Genomic DNA, 18,607 nt, shown 5'->3' on the forward strand with positions numbered 1-18,607 from the left:
CGTCATTCCAGAGAATGAAACCTGCTTAACAATTTCTATATAATGCGACATAATTACTGAAGTGTTTTCTATAAGTACGACGATTTCTCGCCCACAGTCCGGGATCGATGCGGGTGGATGCTTTCCGCGGGCACGGCTTCAGCCTCCTCGCGGAAAACCGCCGCTGCGGGGTCTTCAGACTCGTGCTGTTCCCGCAGGAGTCACCACCCTCCACTCACCCGGACTAGGAAGTGGGATCATTCGTTTTTCTATCATAATTCCTACTCCAATCAATAAAACCAGCGAAGGAAATACACGGAGACTCCTGTGGGAGCAGAGGCCTAGATGAGACCCCGCAATGCGCAAGCACAAAGCAAGACTTCACTGAGTAATCTGCGACCTGCGAGAAGCGTATGCTTCGCCGGGTAAGCTTGCAACGTGACGAGCATGAGGAGGCTCATCAGCCGCCCACGGAAAGCGACGAGCAAAACATCCACCGAGTTAGCTGCGAGTTGCGAGGAGCGTACGCTTCGCCGAATCAGCTTGCAACGCGACGAGCACCCCAGTGTATTTCCGCAGCGGCGATTTAACACTCATACAAAGTTATGTCGCAGTTTATATCAATTGCACTGGAAAACCAACAAAGTTTACGAAAAGAGACTTCGATAAAAATACATTTGAAATACAATTGTAATATTTCTATTACATGCATGTCATTTTTAAATGCTATAATTCAAATTACCCAAATCTATTAAACAATTAATAGTCGACATAGATTATTTAGTTGCGTTCATTAGGTATATATAGCCAGTACATAAAAAGACGAAATTTTATGAGGAAGCGGAGGGATGAACGTTGAAACGTATGATTAGTTTTACAGCCGGTGTGGTTCTGGCAGGAAGTCTGTTTTTCACTGCTCCGGCCGGGGCGGAAAAGCTGCAGGATGTTCAGGATGAGCGTTCAGCGGTTAAAACAAATTTATCTGAAGCAGAAGAGCAGATTGCTGATGTCATGGCAGAACTGGAAGAATTAAATGAAAAAATTGACAGTGTGAATGAAGCACTGAACAAAAACCAAGAGAAAATGAAGAAGACAAAAGAGCAGATTGCCGTGGCTAAAGAAGAAATACCGGCAATAGATGCAGAAGTCGAGGAACTGGAGAAAAAGATTGAAAAACGGAAAGAAATCATGAAAGACCGCATCGTCTCCCTGCAAAAAAGCGGTGGAGATGTCAGTTTTCTGGATGTCATTTTCGGAGCTGAAAGTTTCAGTGACCTTGTTACCCGTGTATCTGCTGTGTCAAAAATCGCCGAATCTGATGAAAAGCTTGTAACGCAGCAGGAAGCCAATAAAAATGAATTAGAGCAGAAGAAAAAGGAGAAAAAGGAAAAACTGGAAGAACTAAAAGCAATGAAAGTAGAGCTCGACGGAATGAAGGAAACCATTCTGGCACAGAAGGAACAGAATGAAGTGGATAAGCAAAAGCTGAAAGAGAATCAAGAAAACCTGCAAAATATGAAGGCGGAGCTGAAGAATAAGGACCAAAGCCTTGCGTCCATTGAACAGGAACTCAAGAGCCGGGAGTCTTCCCAAACCAGTGCTGCTCCATCGGCACCGTCAGTGTCCTCTTCCTCTTCTGATGACGAAAACCTAAAACAGCTTGGCAAAGGTACAGGTGGAGGAGATGTATCCGCTGCAATTAATGCTGGGTATACACAAACGGGTACCCCATATGTTGTAGCCGGAAAGGGACCTGGTGGTTTCGACTGTTCCGGGTTTGTATCCTGGGCATTTGGACAAGCCGGTATTTCGATTCCGTCCAGCACTGCAGCACTGCAGTCAACCGGTAAAAAGGTTTCTTACAGTGATGCGAAGCCGGGGGATCTTGTGTTTTTCAATACATATAAAACCAATGGCCATGTTGGAATTTACCTTGGTAACGGCAAATTTCTCGGTGCGCAAAACAAAAGCGGGGTTGCGGTGGCCGATATGAATAGTTCATACTGGAGTTCGCACTTTGCTGGACATGTACGGCGAGTTCGCTAAATCAAATGAGCAGAAAGACCTGTCTTCGGACGGGTCTTTTTATTTTAGAGGTTATTCAAAAAGTCCGGTAAAAATGACACCTCTTCATCCTCCTTTTTGAATACACACTTTTAGAATATTTGCTGATATCCGACAGAAACTGTATAATGAACCCCGTAACTTTATGGTGGCGGGAAAGATGCTTCGTATAAAGCAGTCATGGATCTGTATTCTTGCAGTAATGGTATGTGTCATGTTTAACATTCAGCTGCTTCGGATACATTACATTTGATAATTGCTTGAAAACGAGCAGAAAGGAACTGTTGATGGAAAAACATACATATCATAATCCAGTTTTTTACGTATCTGCCGCAGTAGTGGCTCTATTAGTCCTTGCCGGGGCCATTTTTACAGATGCCTTTAAGGAAACGGCAAACACACTTTTTAGTTTTACGACCATTAATTTTGGTTGGTTTTACTTATTGGCGGTATTTATTTTTATTATCTTTCTAGTAGCGCTTTCCGCTACCAAATATGGGAAGCTTCGGCTTGGTCCCAAAGACTCCCGCCCGGAATATCCATTTTTTACTTGGATTGGGATGCTTTTTTCGGCGGGGTTTGGTGCCGGACTTGTTTTCTGGGGCGTAGCAGAACCGATGAGTCACTTTTTTGAAACGCCATTTGCAGGACTGGAGGCACAAACGGAGGAAGCAGCCCGGGTTGCGATGGGGTACGCTTTTTTCCATTGGGGAATAAGCCAGTGGTCCGTGTTTGCGGTCGTCGGGCTGATTATTGCTTTTCTCCAGTTTAAGAAAGATAAAAAAGGGTTGATTTCAACAGCAATTAAACCTGTTGTCGGCAATAACCGGGCCTTGAGCGGCACTATCGATTCGCTTGCAGTAATTGCAACCGTAATGGGAGTTGCGACTTCACTGGGTCTTGGTATTTTGCAATTGAATGGCGGACTGAAGTCTGTTTTTCATGTACCTACATCCGTCTGGGTTCAGGTAGGCATTGCTACCGTCATGTTAGTTACTTATTTGCTTTCATCGAGCACCGGATTGAACAAAGGGATTAAATGGCTAAGCAATCTGAACCTGGGTTTGTGCCTGGTGCTGCTTGTTTTTGTGTTTATTGCAGGACCGACTGTATTTATACTGAACACGTTTGTGCTGGGGCTGGGTGACTATTTCACCAACTTTGTGCAGTACAGTCTGCGTTTGACGCCATACTCAGGGGAAACATGGGTGCGTGAGTGGACCGTCTTCTACTGGGCGTGGTCAACTGCCTGGTCACCATTCGTGGGCGCATTTGTCGCCCGTGTGTCAAGGGGAAGAACGATTCGTGAATTCGTGTTTGGTGTGTTGGTAGTCCCGCCTCTGATTGCTTGTCTATGGATTGCGGCCTTTGGTGGAACAGCGATGTACAGTGATTTATTTAATGGGACGCAAATTGCCGAGGCTGTCAATGCCGATATGGCTGTGGCCTTGTTTGAAACATTTGGCGATCTGCCAATGGAGATGATTCTGTCCCTTATGTCCATCTTTCTTATTTTCACGTTTCTCGTTACGTCCGCTGATTCGGCAACATATATTCTAGGCAGTATGACATCGAGAGGGAGTCTTAACCCGGCACTTACTGTAAAAATTGTCTGGGGCATCCTGATTACGGCAATTGCTGTTGTCTTGCTTGTTGCCGGTGGGCTGAATGCACTGCAGACAGCATCGCTTACTTCCGCACTGCCATTTACTGTCATCTTACTTTTGATTGTCTTCGCTTTTGTAAAGATGATTAAAAAGGAACAGGTACCAAAATAAGGTGAATACCTCAATATTGAGTTACAAAAAAAGCAGCTGCAGGGTTATGCTCCCGCAGCTGCTTTTTTCATGAAGAAAATGTGCTCGTAATAAAGGATGTTGTCAGTCCGATCATGCCAACCATCAGGCCGGAATAGATCAAGGTTGTTTCGTGAATGACAATCCAGCCAAATGTAATGACGATACTGTCTATCATGAAGATGAAAACCCCTACGTTTATCGGAGTCCCCCTAGAGAGCATGAGTGCGAGGAGATCACTTCCGCCTGAACTTGTCTTGGTCAGCAGCATGAGACCGACTCCAGTACCTAGTAACAGCCCCCCGCTAATTGAACTGATAAGCAAAGGGGGTGTCTGCAGCTCCATCAATGGATGGAATAAGTCAATGAAAAATGCTGATGTCAGCATACCATGTACTCCGTTGTAGAAAAAGGAGCGGAAGCGGAACCATGCATACAGATAAAGCGGGATACTCAAGATGATAATCGTCAACCCCGGTTTCAGTCCGAGCGTGTATTTGGCAATCAGACCAAGCCCAGTTACTCCGCCATCTACTAAATGATTGGGAATAATGAAGTAATTGATGCCAATTCCTACTAACATACTCCCGAACAGGATGGAGGCTATTTTTTTAAACATGCTGTATCACTCTCACCATTGACTTGTCCTGAATTTCATTTACAAAAGATATGTATGCGGACAAGAATATATTTATCCATACAGCTTCATGTACTCCGTTCCCATCTGTGTGCAATCGGCGTCTTTTATTTTGCTGCAAATTATGTGATAATAGTATCAATTATCGAAAAATATGCTGTGGTAGGAAAGGCTGGTTCAGGCATGGAAAAGATTGCGGAGGCAAAAGAAGCGTTAAATGATGTTATTTTTGGAAGCGAAGAAGTTGTTGATTTACTGTTTATCGCGCTGCTCGCACAAGGGCATGTACTTCTGGAAAGTGTCCCAGGTACAGGTAAAACGAAACTGGCCAAGTCATTTGCAAAAGTCGTGGATGGTGATTTTGGCAGGGTGCAATTCACGCCAGATGTGCTGCCGAGTGATGTAACAGGGATTCGTTTTTTTAATCCGAAGCGGCAGGAGTTTGAATTACGCCCAGGGCCTGCTGTGACAAATGTTCTCCTCGCTGACGAAATCAATCGGGCAACCCCGAAGACCCAGTCGAGTCTTCTGGAGATAATGGAGGAGCAGCAGGCAACGATTGATGGGGAAACGGTTCCTGCACCGGCACCTTTCATCGTATTGGCAACCCAAAATCCGGTGGAAACGAATCATGGTACTTTTCCACTGCCAGAAGCACAGCTTGACAGGTTTCTGTTCCAAATTGACCTTGGATACCCCAGCCGTGCGGAAGAAAAGCAGCTGCTGCAAACGTACCGCAAAGATGATCCGTCCGAACAAATGAAACCTATGCTGACACTGGAAGAGATACGCACCTTCCAGGATCGACTGAAATTCATCACAGTTTCGGATCCAGTGGCAGATTATTTACTTGACCTTATCCGGCATACGAGAGAACATACGGATGTCGAGCTTGGCATTAGTCCAAGGGGTGCATTGGCACTCATGCGTTCGGCACAGGCCCGGGCATTTATAGACAACCGCAGCTATGTTTCACCGAACGATATAAAAACACTTGCACCGTATGTGTTTATACATCGGCTCACCCTGACGATGGAAGCTTCCATCAAAAAGACAGCGGGGCAAGTTGCAGAGGAGATATTGCAGGTTGTTTCCGTGCCGGTTGAGAAGGGAGCCGCCAGCAAATGAACTGGCGGAAGGAATTTGGCACGGACAATCTGAAAAACATGGAATACGTGCTGGTAGTGATGGTTGTCTTTTCGGTCATCGGTATCTTTTTTGACCGATCGGCCGCCTTTCTCGTCACAGGCTTGTTTGCTGCTTATTACATAGTCAGCCAGATTTATGATAAAAAAATAGGGGAGCGGCTGGAACTGGAAAACCCCCGAGCCACGGTACGTCTATTCCCGGGTGATGAAGCAGTACTGCCATTTGTCCTGCAAAACAAATCGATCTTTCCAATGGTCAATGGAGAATTTCAGTTTTATACCGGTCCTGCCATCAAACCGGCCGATTTTGTCAAAGCGGCTGATTGGTACCGGAATCAATATAGTCTGCCGCTGACAGTGATGGGGAAACGGAAGACAGCCATTGACTTGCCGATTACTGCGGAGCACCGCGGAACAGCACGAATGAAAGGTATAAGTTATACTTTTCCACACTTGTTCAATTTTTGGAAAGTAACCTTGACCTATTCAGCCCAATTTTATACAGAATTCGTTGTTTTTCCGAGCCTGTTGCCGGTCCGTGGGTTTGAAGAAGTTGTGCACATGATGCAGGGAAAGCAGTGGAGCTTGTTTTCTCCTTTTGAAGATGTGCAGCTGCCGGTGGGGACGAGGGAATATCATTACAGTGACCCTTTTCACCGGATTAATTGGAAAGCATCGGCCAAAACACAGACACTGCAGACAAATGTATATGAAAAGAATGTCGATATGGGCCTCGTGTTTATCGTCAATATTAGTGTTGCCGATAACTCGCATCTGACAAAGCTCAGCAAACACTTGGAAAGGTCACTGTCCTTTTGTGCTTATTTGTGCAAGATTGCCACCGAAAAAGGGATACCATACCAGTTATTCATCAATGCGCGCAAACCAGGCAATGTCCCATATGTGCATTTGCCGGAAGGGGAAGGGAAAACACACTATATGCAAGCATTGGAAACGATGGCCAGAATCCATCGCCAGTCCATGGTTGTGCCGTACCATAAAATGATCCACCACATTGGCCGGCACCTGAGAAAGCCAACAGCCATCGTGTTTATCGGTGGCATTCCGGATGGAACGATGGAGCTTACAAAGCAGTGGAAACACCAGCAGAAGGCGATGTTCCGTGTTGCTCCGGACGATGATGGTGCCGTGATGAAACGACTGGCAAAGGATGTGGTGCACCATGCAGAATAAGCATCCCATCATTACGAATGCATACCATTTCATTAGTGAAGCAATCATTATTTTTCTACTTGCTTTTCCTGTTATGCATTACCATTATGCCTGGGTACCACATGTCAGTTATTTGGTTGTTGTAACTTTCGTTTGTGCATTGTTTTCAATTTATTTCAGATTCGGCAGGATTTATGGCTGGTACATGCTGACGGCACCACTAATTGGCCTTGTTTTTTACCTTCTTGATTATCCTGTTCCACTGGCTGCCGGCTTTTCCATTGTATGGACATGGCGCTACATTGCAATTGCAGCGGATTCCATGCCAGCAAAGGAAAACACATATATGTTCGCCACACTGTTCCTGGGTGGTGCACTGTTTCTTCTTGTGAATGAGGCAGTAATCATTGCCTATGTTTGCCTGCAGTTTGTTGTGCTAGTTTTCGGTTACCTTGCCAGTCATTTGCTGGTCATCGCAAGAAAGGATCGGAAGCGGTTCAGCCGGAAACTGTGGCTGTACGTAACAGGTTTGTTAACAGCAGGCTCCGTCAGCTTTTATTGGTTGTCTGATTGGGGACGTTATGCATTCGTGAAACTGGCGGAAGGAATCAGTTACGTTCTATCAGTCGTTTTTAGCCAGGCTGCTTTATTGTTACAATTTATCAAAGTTGACAAACTAGAAGAGACGGATAAAGGGTCCTTGAAGATGGGGCCTGGACAGCAGGAATACAGTGACGACAAGTTTGGGCCATCCCTTATGGAAATCCTGGCGCCATACATTTACTGGGGAATGGCAAGCCTGATTATTGGTGTTGCACTGTTTTTTGCGGTTCGATTTTTTACCAGAAAGGCGAAACGGCCAGATCCTGCTGATGTCAATCCGGCGGTATCCTATGCAGAACTGGCCGGCGGGCCCCACCAAAACACCCGTGCTTGGAAGGACAAGTGGGAACGGCTGTTCAAGAGACCGGCCCATCCAGTACGCAAGCTTGTTTTTGATTTCGAATATACTGCCGCAGAACAAGGATACGGGCGAAAATCATCTGAAACGGTTGAAGAATGGCTCGGCCGGATAGACGTAGCGATAGATCTGGGCACCTATCAAAAGGTGCGATACGGGGAAATGGATGTAAGCAGTGAGGATTTGAAGAAATTGAAAGCGGCACTAAGGGCAGCAGCAGCGCGTTTTCATGACGCATAGTTGACCGGTTGGAAATGATACAGTATAATAATGTCAGAAGTTTTCTAGGGTTCCGCAGCACTTGCTGGACAGGTCCAAGAGAAAACGCACAGAGATGTGTACACGGAGGGAAAAAAGCCCGGGAGGATATCTAAGGATAGATATCTTCCCGGGCTTTTTTTGTAAGTAGACTGTATTCTAGAGTCTCGCATTCTTCCGCGCTTAGAATAATTTTCTGTTCAAGGAAATAAAAGTCCGTGTAACGTAAATTCGATGGCTTTCCCCTTTCGATAATCAGAACACCACTACCAGCGTAGGCAGAATACGTAGACTCCTGCGGGAACAGCACGTGTCTAGACCTGAGCAGCGGCGGTTTTCCGCCACGGAGGCTGAAGCCGTGCCCGCGGTAAAGAAGACACTACGAAAGCGAGCGTAGAGAGCTTGAGTAGATGTCGCGCTTATGCCCTGTGGGTGAAAGCGAAGTATTCTGCCGAAGCGAATTCAAGCACTAATCTATCATTAGAACGAGAGAAAGTGCTACGAAAGATAATTTTTCAGTGCGCAGTTTACATCAACTGTACAGGAAAAACAACAACCTAAGAGTTTAACTAAAAAGACTTGGTGAAAGTCAAGTTCTTCTAATGGAGGTGCGACGAATGAATAAGAGCTGGAACACCGTATTTCTTGCGGGATTGTTTGAAATAGGCTGGGTTGTCGGTCTGAAGCACGCTAACAGTATTTTTACATGGATTCTAACTGCAGTTGCGATTTATGCGAGTATGCATCTGTTGATTATTGCTTCCAGAAAGCTCCCAGTAGGCACGGCGTATGCAGTATTTGCGGGGATGGGCGCGACAGGAACAGTCATATTGGAAATTGTCGTCTTTGGTGAACCCTTCCGTTTTATTAAAATTTTCCTCATCCTGATACTGTTAAGCGGTGTAATCGGATTAAAATTAGTAACAGATGAACAGGAAAGGGGGCGGGAATCATGAATTGGGTCTATTTAATCATCGCTGGATTTGGCGAAGTTATCGGTGTTATGGGGATTAGTAAAGTAAATCAGGAAAAATCTTTTATATCCTTTGTATGGCTTATTGGCGGCTTTTTGATGAGTTTTATTCTTTTGACGCTGGCGATGGAAGGGCTGCCAATGGGTACCGCCTATGCCATTTGGACTGGAATCGGTACGGCAGGAAGTGCAGTTATGGGCATGATTTTTTACGGAGAGTCGGCAGATTGGCGACGACTATTGTGCATCAGTATGGTCATTACAGGAGCGGTCGGCCTGAAGCTTATCACGTAAACGTTTAAAACCGGCGTAATTCGGCAACAGACTAGTAAGAACGAACTTTGAATAAAGGAGTGCCGATGCCGAATGAATCTCGCCAAGCAGATAAAGCAGCTTGAACATGTAAGAAGAGATGGGCCTGGCAAAGTCTTTACGATGTATTTGAATACGGATCCGTCTGACCCAGAAAATCAGTCAGGTGGCTGGAAAATTCATTTTAAAAATGGACTGCGGAACTTTGAAACTTATCTGCAGGAGGCAAATAACCGTGATGAGCTGGAAAGTTTCAAACGTGTGAAAGAAAAAGTGAAACAATATGTTGAAGATAACGAACTGGAATTTCGAAAAGGCGTCATCGTGTTCGCTACAGCCGATGAAGAGGTGTGGTTTGCTGAGCATGTTCAGATGCAGGTGCAGACGGAATTTTATTGGGAGGATACACCACAGCTGGAGCAGCTGACAGAATTACGGAACGCCTATCCGAGAACGGGCATCATTCTCGTTCAGAAAAATCGGGTGAACGTTATTGAAACATACCTGAATGAAGTGATTCTCACGTATCATTATGAACTCGATCTTGATACGGATGAATGGCGTCAGCATACAGGCCCCCATAAAGCAGATGTGTCCATGGGATCCGGCGGCCGAAACGTACAGCAGAAGCAATTCAAGGCTCGCTACGAAGCAAACAAGCAGCGCTGGTATAAAAGTATTGCATCGAAATTGGACAAGCTTGCCAAGGACAATGGCTGGGAGCGGCTTTATGTAACCGGTGAACCAGATGATGCGAATGAACTGAAGCAGCAATTAAACAAACCAGTTGACGGCGTTATTCAGAAAAACATGCTTCATCGCGAAGAATCAAAAGTAGTCGAAGAAGTAGTTGGTTAAAGTGCAATGCTTTTTAGCTGAACAATGAAACGAGGCCGCACCAAAATAGGTGCGGCCTCGTTACTTCTTCTTATTGACAGACAGGGCACAATCCATATATTTCAAATTTATGCCCTTCAATTTCATAGCCCCCGAGAGAATGCCTGACATCATCCATCGGGCAGACGGCAATTTCTTTTGTTTTTCCACAGTCTTTGCAGATGAAATGATGATGGTGGTGGTGGGAACAGCTGAAGCGAAAATGTTTTTCCCCATTTAGTTCGGTTGTTTCCAGCACGCCGACTTCGTTAAACAAGTGCAGGTTGCGGTAGACAGTATCAAAACTGATACCCTCATACATTGGTTCGAGATAGCCGATTAAATCTTTCGCTGTCCGGTAACCATCCGCCACAGCAAAAAATGTCAGCATATCTTTTCGCTTGGCTGTTGTTTTATACCCGTGGGCTTTCAATTGTTTTATAGCATCATTCAGCTCCATGTGGAATCCCCCCTGAATTGTAAGACAATCGTTTTTTTCCAATGGCCGCAAGCAGGATGGCAATGGATGCAAGTACAATCGTTCCACCCGGCGGGATACTGAAATAGTAGCCTGTAATTAGACCAATTATAACAGCCGACTCACCAAAAAGAACAGAGAACAGCATCATTTGCCGGAACCCTTTTGCCAGCCGCATGGCGGAAGCGACAGGCAGCGTCATGAGTGCAGATACAAGCAGAACCCCGACAACTCGGATAGACGCTGCAATCACAAGTGCTGTCAGGACGATGAACAGAAAATGGATCCGTTTGGCATGAATACCGGAAACAACAGCATGTTCTTCATCAAAGGATAAGGTGACCAGTTCTTTATAGAAAAGCCAGATGACAGCAATGATGAGAATGGAAATGCCAAGTATGACGTAGAAGTCTTTTTTGCTCACCGCAGATACGGATCCGAATAAATAGTTGAACAGATCAGTATTAAAGCCGTCTGCAAGTGCAATAAAAATAACACTTAGCCCGACGCCACCAGACAAAATGATCGGGATGGCCAGCTCCTGATAAGCGTTGTATACAGCGCGCAGTTTTTCGATGAAAATCGAACCAAGCACCGAAAATCCCATCCCGCTGTACAGTGGTGCAACACCGATTGCAAATTTTTTGTCCACAAACAGGCCGAATGCTATCCCTGCTAATGTTACATGGGATAAGGCGTCTGCGATTAGGGAAAGCCGCCGGACAACGATGAATGTTCCTAAGAGCGGTGCAATGATTCCGATTAACAGCCCGGTATAAAAGGTATGCCGTAAAAAGTCATATTCGAGAAAGTCTGTAAACATTGTGTTTCCCCCTGTTTCAGTGTTCGTGTGTCAGGCTGTTGATGGGATGGCCGTATAATTCGGAAAGATCCTGCCTGGTCAGTTTTTCATATTCTTCCGGGTCCCCGTGAAAATGCAGCGTTTCATTCAAGCAGACAACATCGGTAGCATGTCTCGTCATGGCCCCGGTATCGTGCGTCACAAGCATTAGGGTGATACCATGCTTACGGTTCAGTTCATGAAGCAGCTGGTAAAAGCGCTGGACATTTTCCTGATCAACACCGACCGTTGGCTCATCCAAAATGAGCAATTCCGGATCGCTGACAAGGGCTCGTGCTATAAAAATCCGCTGTTGCTGGCCGCCGGATAAATGGCCGATATTTTGATATGCGTAGTCGCGCATACCGACCTGATCAATGGCTTTGAGCACCTGTTGTCTGTGTTTACCGGTGAAAAATTTTAAGTAGCCGATTTTCGCTGTGAGCCCCATAGAAACCACTTCAAATACAGTCGCCGGGAATCCTTTATTGAATGTGTTTGCCTTTTGGGAAACGAATCCAATTTTGCTCCAGTCTTTAAACTGTTGGATAGGCTGTCCAAACAGGCGAATTGTTCCGCTGTCAGGCCGCAGGAGTCCGAGAATCATTTTAATCAATGTCGTCTTGCCGCCGCCATTTGGTCCGACCAATCCCATAAGAGCACCTTTCTTCAGCTCAAAATTGATAGCTGTCAAAATGTTTTTGCTTTCATAGGCGTATGTGATGCTGGTTGTGGATATAATTGGTTCCGTCATTCTGAATGCCTCCTACTCGGTTGCCTGGTTAAGCACGTCCAGGTTGTGTTTCATTAAAGACATATAATCTTCGCCTTCGTTTATATCAGCTTCCGTCAATACGGACAGGTTATGAATGTATAGCGCTTTTGCACCGATCTGCTCCTGAATGATGTCAGAAACACGGTCCGAACTGTTTTGCTCAAATAGCACGTAGTCCATGTCGTATTTTTTTGCTTTATCGATGATACTGGTCAGCTCTTTTTGCGATGGCTCATCATTCGATGCTAAGCCGCTAATAGCAATCTGTTCAATGCCGTATTGTTCCTCCCAATACCCATAGGCGGCATGGGAGACGAGTATCTTTTTATTGCTTTTAGACTGCAGTGTGTTTTGGAACGCTTGGTCCAATGCCAGCAGATCCTCCTTCAGAGTGTTGAAGTTTTTTATATATATTGCTTTATTGTCCGGGTACAGTTCGATTAGTTTATCCTTAATAAGGTCAGCCATGTCCATCATGCGAATTGGATCCAGCCAGATATGCGGGTTATGGTCACCATGGTTATGTCCCTCGTGGTTTGGAACATCTCCATGAAAAAGTTCTTCATTCGTTCCTATTTCCACTAGCTTTATATCCTGTGATGCCAGTGCATCTGCCGCTGTCTCAGCAAAACCCTCCAATCCGGCACCAAGATAAATGAACGCGTCACCATCGGCAATGGCAGTCATTTCTCTGGCTGCTGGCTCGTATGTGTGCGCATCAACTCCCGGGGGATAGACGGATTCGGCATAAACCGTTTCACCCCCAATCCGCTCTACCACATATTGAATGGGGTAGATCGATGTATATACCGTTAAGTCGGCATTATTATCTAAGTCAGATTCAGAAGACGTACATCCTGCTGTGATAAGTACTATAATGAAAAAAAGAACAATTGTTATTTTCAGTTTCATGATTAAAATCCCCTTATTCATAGGATTAGTTTATATTACCGTAATGATTACGATTTGTAAATAGGAATGATTACGATTTATTGCCGACAGACATTAGTCACAAAATTCAGTCGAATAATAATTCTCTGTGATGAAACTTTTTCACGAGCTGGAACGTAAGATACATAAAGGGATTGTAAAGGGAGGAATCAGTTGTGCCTGTCTGGGCATTTATCCTAATTTTGTGTGGCGGGGTTCTCGGGGTTGGTGTGATTGTTGATTTGACAGCAAAATTAAGAGGGAAAAAGGTAACGATTGATGAAGACGGCCGTCAAGTAAGTGAATCGGAAAGAATCTATTCGGAAAGTTTCAAACATCAGATTAAGCAGGATATGGGGGACGGTCCGTTTTAAAGAAAACTTGAATAGCGTTAAAGGTATTATCAGAAGACTTTCACTGCATCGAGTAATCACCTTAGCTAAAATTTTATACTTCCCTAACGTGTAAAAAAAATCGGCTTGATAGCCGATTTCTTTACATTTCTAGAATTTCTGCCCGTAGTACTTATCCAGTGAGAATCCGCGTCCTAATACTTCCGAGGCGCTGATAAACACGACAAATGTAGTTGGTTCTTCATCCTGGAGTGATTTTTTCAGTTTCACTGCTTCCTGCTGTTCGGCAACACAGAGGATCATCGTTTTGTCCTGATTGGAATAGCCGCCAATCGTCCGCACTTTCGTTAGGCCGCGGTCAATTTGATTACTGATAAGGTTTTGGATTTTTTTCTCTTCTTCTGTAATGATCATAATCAGTTTGGATGCGGACGTGCGCAATTGTACGACATCAATCGTTTTGCTTGTGATATAAATACACATGAGCGCAAACAATGTCAGTTCCAGATTGAAAACAATAATCGATGAAAAAACGACGAACCCATCAACAATGAGCTGGGAATACCCGCTTGACAGTCCGGTGAATTTTTTAACGACTTGGGCGATAGCTGCTGTTCCACCGGTGGATCCTCCTCCTTTATAGACGGTACCGAGCCCGACACCTAAAATAATACCACCATAAATGGTACCTAAAAGGGGGTTGGAAACGGTATAAGGGAACTCAGCTGTCAGGTAAATGATGAACGGGACCCAAAATGTACCAACCAACGTTTTCCAGCTAAAGTCTGATCCAAGTGCAATCCAGCCGATAATGAAAATGGGAAGGTTGATTAAAAACTGTGTCAGCGCAGGACTTAATGCATATAATTCGAACAAAATCGTACTGACACCGGAAATTCCCCCAGCGGCAAGTTTAGCGGGCAAGAGAAACAGGTTGTATGATAGCGCCACAAGTGAAGCACCAATAATTATTTGAGCATATTCTGTTATCCATTTTTTATTCATCGTTTTCGACCCTTTCCATGGACGAAACTGCATAGATGAAACGTCCATTTCGTTTGTGTGATTCAAACGTAATGCCCCCAACTCAAGCCGTTCTTATTTTAACGCACTTTACGCCCCTATGAAAGTTTTCCTTAAAAAGATTGCTTATTTTTATTGCGAAATATCAGAATATAACTTATACTGGGTAATAGATGGATAGGCGACTATCTCTTATTTTTTAGCCTAAAATGAATGAGTATTCATTCAAACAAGGATAGGGGGAGGAAACATGAAGCGAACGATTACGCGAGCCGCGGTGCTTGGGTCCGGTGTTATGGGATCCGGTATTGCGGCACACTTGGCAAACGCCGGCATACCGACCATCATGCTTGATATTGTGCCGCGCGAACGGACAGAAGCGGAAAAAAAGAAAGGCTTAACATTGGAGGATCGTGCTGTCCGGAACCGGATGGCTGCTGACAGTAAAAAAGCACTATTGAAGCAAAAACCATCACCAATCACATCAAAAAAGAGCATGGATCTGATTGAAGTCGGCAATATGGACGATGACATGGACAAACTGGCCGAAGTTGACTGGATTATAGAGGTAGTTGTTGAAAACCTGGAAGTGAAGCAGAAAGTATTTGCAAACGTCGACAATTACCGAAAAGAAGGAACCATTGTCAGTTCCAATACGTCCGGTATTTCCGTTGAGGATATGGCAGAAGGGCGTTCGGAGGATTTCCGCAAGCATTTTCTCGGAACACACTTTTTCAATCCGCCCCGCTATTTGAAATTGCTGGAGGTTATTCCGACGAAAGCGACAGACCTGGATGTGCTGGAATTCATGAAAACGTTCAGCGAAGACGTTCTCGGTAAAGGGGTTGTGGAGGCGAAAGATACACCAAACTTTATCGCCAACCGGATCGGAACCTATGGATTGATGGTTACCGTACAGGAAATGCTGAACGGTGGCTACAGCATCGGTGAGGTTGATTCAGTAACCGGTCCAATGATTGGACGGCCGAAAAGCGCTACATTCCGGACATTGGATGTTGTCGGGCTGGATACCTTCGCTCACGTTGCCAACAATGTGCGTGAACAGGTGGACGGTGAGGAGAAAGACATATTTGAAATCCCTGATTTCATGCAGCAAATGCTGGATAAAGGCTGGCTTGGGGCCAAAAGCGGCCAGGGATTTTTCCTCAAGAAAAAAGGAAAAGACGGAAGCACGATTTATGAGCTGAACCCGGAAACACTAGAATATGAAGATCGGAAAAAACTGAAAACCAACGCCACGGAAATGGCCCAGCAGGAAAAAGGATTAAGTCGGAAATTGAAAGCGCTTGTAACGGCGAAAGATGATAGAGCCGGCGATTTGGTTTGGAACATTTTGAAACCGGTGCTCCTGTATTCCGCGGAACTTACCGGTGAAATTGCTGACGACATCGTTGCTATTGACCAAGCGATGAAATGGGGATTCGGCTGGGAAATTGGACCATTTGAAACATGGGATGCCATCGGTGTACGTCAATCAGTTGACCGAATGCAGGAAGAGGGGGAGACCGTTCCGGATTGGGTATTGAAGATGCTGGACGAAGGAAAGGAATCCTTCTATCAAACAGAAAAGGGCAATGTTTATTATTACGAGGAAAGCGAATACAAACAGCAGCAGTTCAACCCAAAAGAGATTAACCTGAAGCGTTTAAAAGATAACAAAGGAGTCATCAAAAAGAATGCCGGTGCAAGTTTAATAGATTTGGGAGACGGTGTTGCTGGACTGGAATTTCATTCACAGGGAAATGCAATTGGCCTTGACATTATTAAAATGGCCAACGATGCATTGGAAGAAGTGGATAAGAACTACGAAGGCCTAGTGATCGGTAACCAGGGGAAAAATTTCTGTGTTGGTGCCCACCTTGGCATGATGCTGATGGCTGCGCAGGATGAAGATTTCTTTGAATTGGATATGGTTGTGCGCCAATTCCAGAACATGGCTATGAATATCAAATACGCAAATAAGCCGGTTGTTGCCGCACCATTCAATATGACGGTCGGCGGCGGTGCGGAAGTGTCCCTGCCGGCAGCATCCATACAAGCGTCAGCGGAAACGTATATGGGTCTTGTGGAATTTGGCGTCGGGCTCATCCCCGGCGGTGGCGGAACCAAAGAACTTTACCTGAAAGAACTCCGCAATCTGCCGGATGGTGTCAACTTTGATTTGACCAAGGTTGCGAACGATGTGTTTGAAAAAGTGGCGATGGCCAAAGTGTCCACGTCAGCGGAAGAAGCACGCGAAAATGGCTATTTGAACAGCAATGATGCGATTAGTGTCAACCCGGATCACTTGCTTCATGATGCGAAACAAAAGGTATTGGCACTTGCGAAAGCAGGTTACCAGCCACCTAAGCGGGAAAAAATCCCTGTTGTCGGCGATGCGGGATATGCTGCCATGCTGCTAGGGGCAAAGTCCTTGAAATTCGGCGGATATGCATCAGAACATGATTTGAAAATAGCAGAAAAGCTGGCGTACGTTTTATCGGGCGGGCGCATCAAGGAAGGAACACGTATCGACGAGCAGGTAATGCTTGATCTGGAGCGTGAAGCATTCTTAAGTCTGATTGGCGAACCGCTGACACAGCAGCGGATGCAGCACATGCTTATGAAAGGAAAGCCATTGCGTAACTAAATTCAAGGAGGGGGAGAAATCGTGAAGGAAGCAGTCATTGTTGCAGGAGCAAGGACCCCTGTAGGAAAAGCAAATAAAGGATCATTGGCAAACACAAGACCGGATGACCTGGCCGCATTAACGATAAAAGAAACCCTGAAACGGGCAGGAAATTATGATGGTAACATTGATGACGTGATTATTGGCTGTGCGATGCCGGAAGCGGAGCAGGGCATGAACATGGCTCGCAACATCGCCGGGCTTGCCGGATTAAATAAAGACGTGCCTGGTATTACGATTAACCGTTACTGTTCGTCAGGGCTGCAAAGTATTGCTTACGCAGCAGAACGCATCATGCTTGGTGCAAGCGATACGATGATCGCCGGCGGGGCTGAATCTATGAGTCTGATTCCAATGGGCGGTCATGTCATCAAACCAAATACAAAACTTGTCCAGGATGCACCAGGCTATTACATGCAGATGGGGCATACAGCAGAAGAAGTAGCTAATCGTTTCGGCATTTCCCGAAAGGAGCAGGACGAATTTGCTGCCAGAAGCCATCAGCGTGCTGCAAATGCACTGAAAGAAGGAAAGTTCAATGACGAAATTGTGCCTGTAGAAGTGACGCAACGGTTAATCGATGACAAAAATAAAGTGGAAGAGAAAAAATCGGCATTTGAGATGGATGAAGGGGTTCGTCCGGAAACAACAAAAGAGATTCTTGGCAAACTGAAGCCTGCATTCGCGGCAACTGGAACAGTTACAGCGGGCAATTCTTCGCAAATGAGTGATGGAGCTGGAACTGTTCTCGTCATGGACCGAGAAAAAGCGGACGCAGAAGGACTGAAGCCGCTCGCTAAATTTCATTCATTCGCTGTTGCCGGTGTTGAACCGGAAATCATGGGTGTAGGGCCGGTAGAAGCAGTGCCGAAAGCGCTGAAAATCGCCGGGCTGGAACTATCTGATATCGGGCTGATTGAATTGAATGAAGCATTTGCATCACAGTCACTCCGCGTGATCCAGGCATTAGACTTGGATCCGGAAATCGTCAATGTCAACGGCGGCGCGATTGCCCTCGGCCACCCGCTTGGCATGACCGGGACAAAACTGACGTTAAGCCTTATCCATGAAATGAAGCGGCGCCATGTGCAGTATGGGGTTGTCACGATGTGTATTGGCGGCGGCATGGGAGCAGCCGGCGTGTTTGAATTATTGTAAACGGTGAAATTGTTAAAACGGTTTTCAGCGTGATGTGGCGTAAATGCTGAAGTTCACTGTAGATTCGCTAAAGTTAACATCAAATATATGCTAAAGTTCACGCACCAAGTGCCAAAGTTCACATTTCAAATGATAAAGTTCACAAATTCGCAGGCTTAAAGAAGTGCAACCTCTTTTAAAAAT

17 protein-coding genes and 1 riboswitch are annotated in these 18,607 nt (G+C 45.4%); of the genes, 11 read left to right on the plus strand and 6 right to left on the minus strand.

Features of this window, described 5'->3' with window-relative positions; all coding sequences use genetic code 11:
* Nucleotides 1–843: 843 nt before the first annotated feature.
* Both ACFSUO_RS10945 and ACFSUO_RS10950 read left to right on the plus strand, forming a co-directional pair.
* A complete protein-coding gene (locus tag ACFSUO_RS10945) occupies nt 844–2,025 on the plus strand; it encodes a C40 family peptidase (RefSeq protein WP_382394057.1) in 1,182 nt (393 codons plus the stop codon).
* A 305-nt stretch (nt 2,026–2,330) separates the two neighbouring features.
* On the plus strand, nt 2,331–3,821 hold the full coding sequence (locus ACFSUO_RS10950) for a BCCT family transporter (RefSeq protein WP_382393987.1): 1,491 nt from the start codon (nt 2,331–2,333) through the stop codon (nt 3,819–3,821).
* 67 nt (nt 3,822–3,888) lie between these two features.
* On the opposite strand, the gene ACFSUO_RS10955 is transcribed toward ACFSUO_RS10950, so the two are convergent.
* Nucleotides 3,889–4,458: a YitT family protein gene (locus ACFSUO_RS10955; protein WP_382393989.1), complete on the minus strand. Its 570-nt coding sequence runs from the start codon at nt 4,456–4,458 to the stop codon at nt 3,889–3,891.
* 201 nt (nt 4,459–4,659) lie between these two features.
* Here ACFSUO_RS10955 and ACFSUO_RS10960 point away from each other — a divergent pair, with 201 nt between their 5' ends.
* From ACFSUO_RS10960 to ACFSUO_RS10985, 6 genes are all read left to right on the plus strand, one after another.
* The gene (locus ACFSUO_RS10960; protein WP_382394059.1) at nt 4,660–5,604 is read left to right on the plus strand and encodes an AAA family ATPase; all 945 of its coding nucleotides are present in this window, start codon (nt 4,660–4,662) and stop codon (nt 5,602–5,604) included.
* Nucleotides 5,601–6,818: a DUF58 domain-containing protein gene (locus ACFSUO_RS10965; RefSeq protein WP_382393991.1), complete on the plus strand. Its 1,218-nt coding sequence runs from the start codon at nt 5,601–5,603 to the stop codon at nt 6,816–6,818. The genes ACFSUO_RS10960 and ACFSUO_RS10965 overlap by 4 nt, the downstream gene beginning before the upstream one ends.
* Nucleotides 6,808–7,998, plus strand: coding sequence for a hypothetical protein (locus ACFSUO_RS10970; protein WP_382393993.1), 1,191 nt, complete (start codon nt 6,808–6,810; stop codon nt 7,996–7,998). Before ACFSUO_RS10965 ends, ACFSUO_RS10970 begins: the two co-directional genes overlap by 11 nt.
* A gap of 33 nt (nt 7,999–8,031) precedes the next feature.
* A riboswitch (guanidine-I (ykkC/yxkD leader) is annotated at nt 8,032–8,125 on the plus strand.
* 508 nt (nt 8,126–8,633) lie between these two features.
* Nucleotides 8,634–8,972, plus strand: coding sequence for a DMT family transporter (locus tag ACFSUO_RS10975; RefSeq protein ID WP_382393995.1), 339 nt, complete (start codon nt 8,634–8,636; stop codon nt 8,970–8,972).
* Nucleotides 8,969–9,283, plus strand: a complete 315-nt coding sequence (locus ACFSUO_RS10980) for a DMT family transporter (RefSeq protein WP_382393997.1) — start codon at nt 8,969–8,971, stop codon at nt 9,281–9,283. The genes ACFSUO_RS10975 and ACFSUO_RS10980 overlap by 4 nt, the downstream gene beginning before the upstream one ends.
* A gap of 72 nt (nt 9,284–9,355) precedes the next feature.
* Complete coding sequence (locus tag ACFSUO_RS10985; protein WP_382393999.1) at nt 9,356–10,159, plus strand: VLRF1 family aeRF1-type release factor; 804 nt, start codon at nt 9,356–9,358, stop codon at nt 10,157–10,159.
* A gap of 70 nt (nt 10,160–10,229) precedes the next feature.
* On the opposite strand, the gene ACFSUO_RS10990 is transcribed toward ACFSUO_RS10985, so the two are convergent.
* From ACFSUO_RS10990 to ACFSUO_RS11005, 4 genes are read right to left on the minus strand one after another with little or no spacing between them, the layout of a single operon-like run.
* Nucleotides 10,230–10,637, minus strand: coding sequence for a Fur family transcriptional regulator (locus ACFSUO_RS10990; protein ID WP_382394001.1), 408 nt, complete (start codon nt 10,635–10,637; stop codon nt 10,230–10,232).
* Nucleotides 10,624–11,478, minus strand: a complete 855-nt coding sequence (locus tag ACFSUO_RS10995; RefSeq protein WP_382394003.1) for a metal ABC transporter permease — start codon at nt 11,476–11,478, stop codon at nt 10,624–10,626. Before ACFSUO_RS10995 ends, ACFSUO_RS10990 begins: the two co-directional genes overlap by 14 nt.
* Nucleotides 11,479–11,494: 16 nt before the next feature.
* A complete protein-coding gene (locus ACFSUO_RS11000) occupies nt 11,495–12,250 on the minus strand; it encodes a metal ABC transporter ATP-binding protein (RefSeq protein WP_382394005.1) in 756 nt (251 codons plus the stop codon).
* Nucleotides 12,251–12,262: 12 nt separating this feature from the next.
* On the minus strand, nt 12,263–13,183 hold the full coding sequence (locus ACFSUO_RS11005) for a metal ABC transporter solute-binding protein, Zn/Mn family (protein WP_382394007.1): 921 nt from the start codon (nt 13,181–13,183) through the stop codon (nt 12,263–12,265).
* 194 nt (nt 13,184–13,377) lie between these two features.
* Here ACFSUO_RS11005 and ACFSUO_RS11010 point away from each other — a divergent pair, with 194 nt between their 5' ends.
* Nucleotides 13,378–13,575, plus strand: coding sequence for a hypothetical protein (locus tag ACFSUO_RS11010; protein ID WP_382394009.1), 198 nt, complete (start codon nt 13,378–13,380; stop codon nt 13,573–13,575).
* Between the two features lie 129 nt (nt 13,576–13,704).
* Here the strand turns inward: ACFSUO_RS11010 and ACFSUO_RS11015 are convergent, their stop codons facing one another.
* Nucleotides 13,705–14,559 carry a YitT family protein gene (locus ACFSUO_RS11015; protein ID WP_382394061.1) on the minus strand — a complete coding sequence of 285 codons (855 nt, stop codon included), beginning with the start codon at nt 14,557–14,559 and terminating at the stop codon, nt 13,705–13,707.
* Nucleotides 14,560–14,827: 268 nt separating this feature from the next.
* Between ACFSUO_RS11015 and ACFSUO_RS11020 the strand changes: the two genes are divergently transcribed.
* Nucleotides 14,828–17,227: a 3-hydroxyacyl-CoA dehydrogenase/enoyl-CoA hydratase family protein gene (locus tag ACFSUO_RS11020; protein ID WP_382394011.1), complete on the plus strand. Its 2,400-nt coding sequence runs from the start codon at nt 14,828–14,830 to the stop codon at nt 17,225–17,227.
* A gap of 21 nt (nt 17,228–17,248) precedes the next feature.
* Complete coding sequence (locus tag ACFSUO_RS11025) at nt 17,249–18,424, plus strand: acetyl-CoA C-acetyltransferase (RefSeq protein WP_382394013.1); 1,176 nt, start codon at nt 17,249–17,251, stop codon at nt 18,422–18,424.
* Nucleotides 18,425–18,607: the final 183 nt, after the last annotated feature.

Origin of the sequence: Lentibacillus juripiscarius, from assembly GCF_042685205.1 — a bacterium.
GTDB classification, from domain to species: Bacteria; Bacillota; Bacilli; order Bacillales; family Amphibacillaceae; genus Lentibacillus; species Lentibacillus juripiscarius.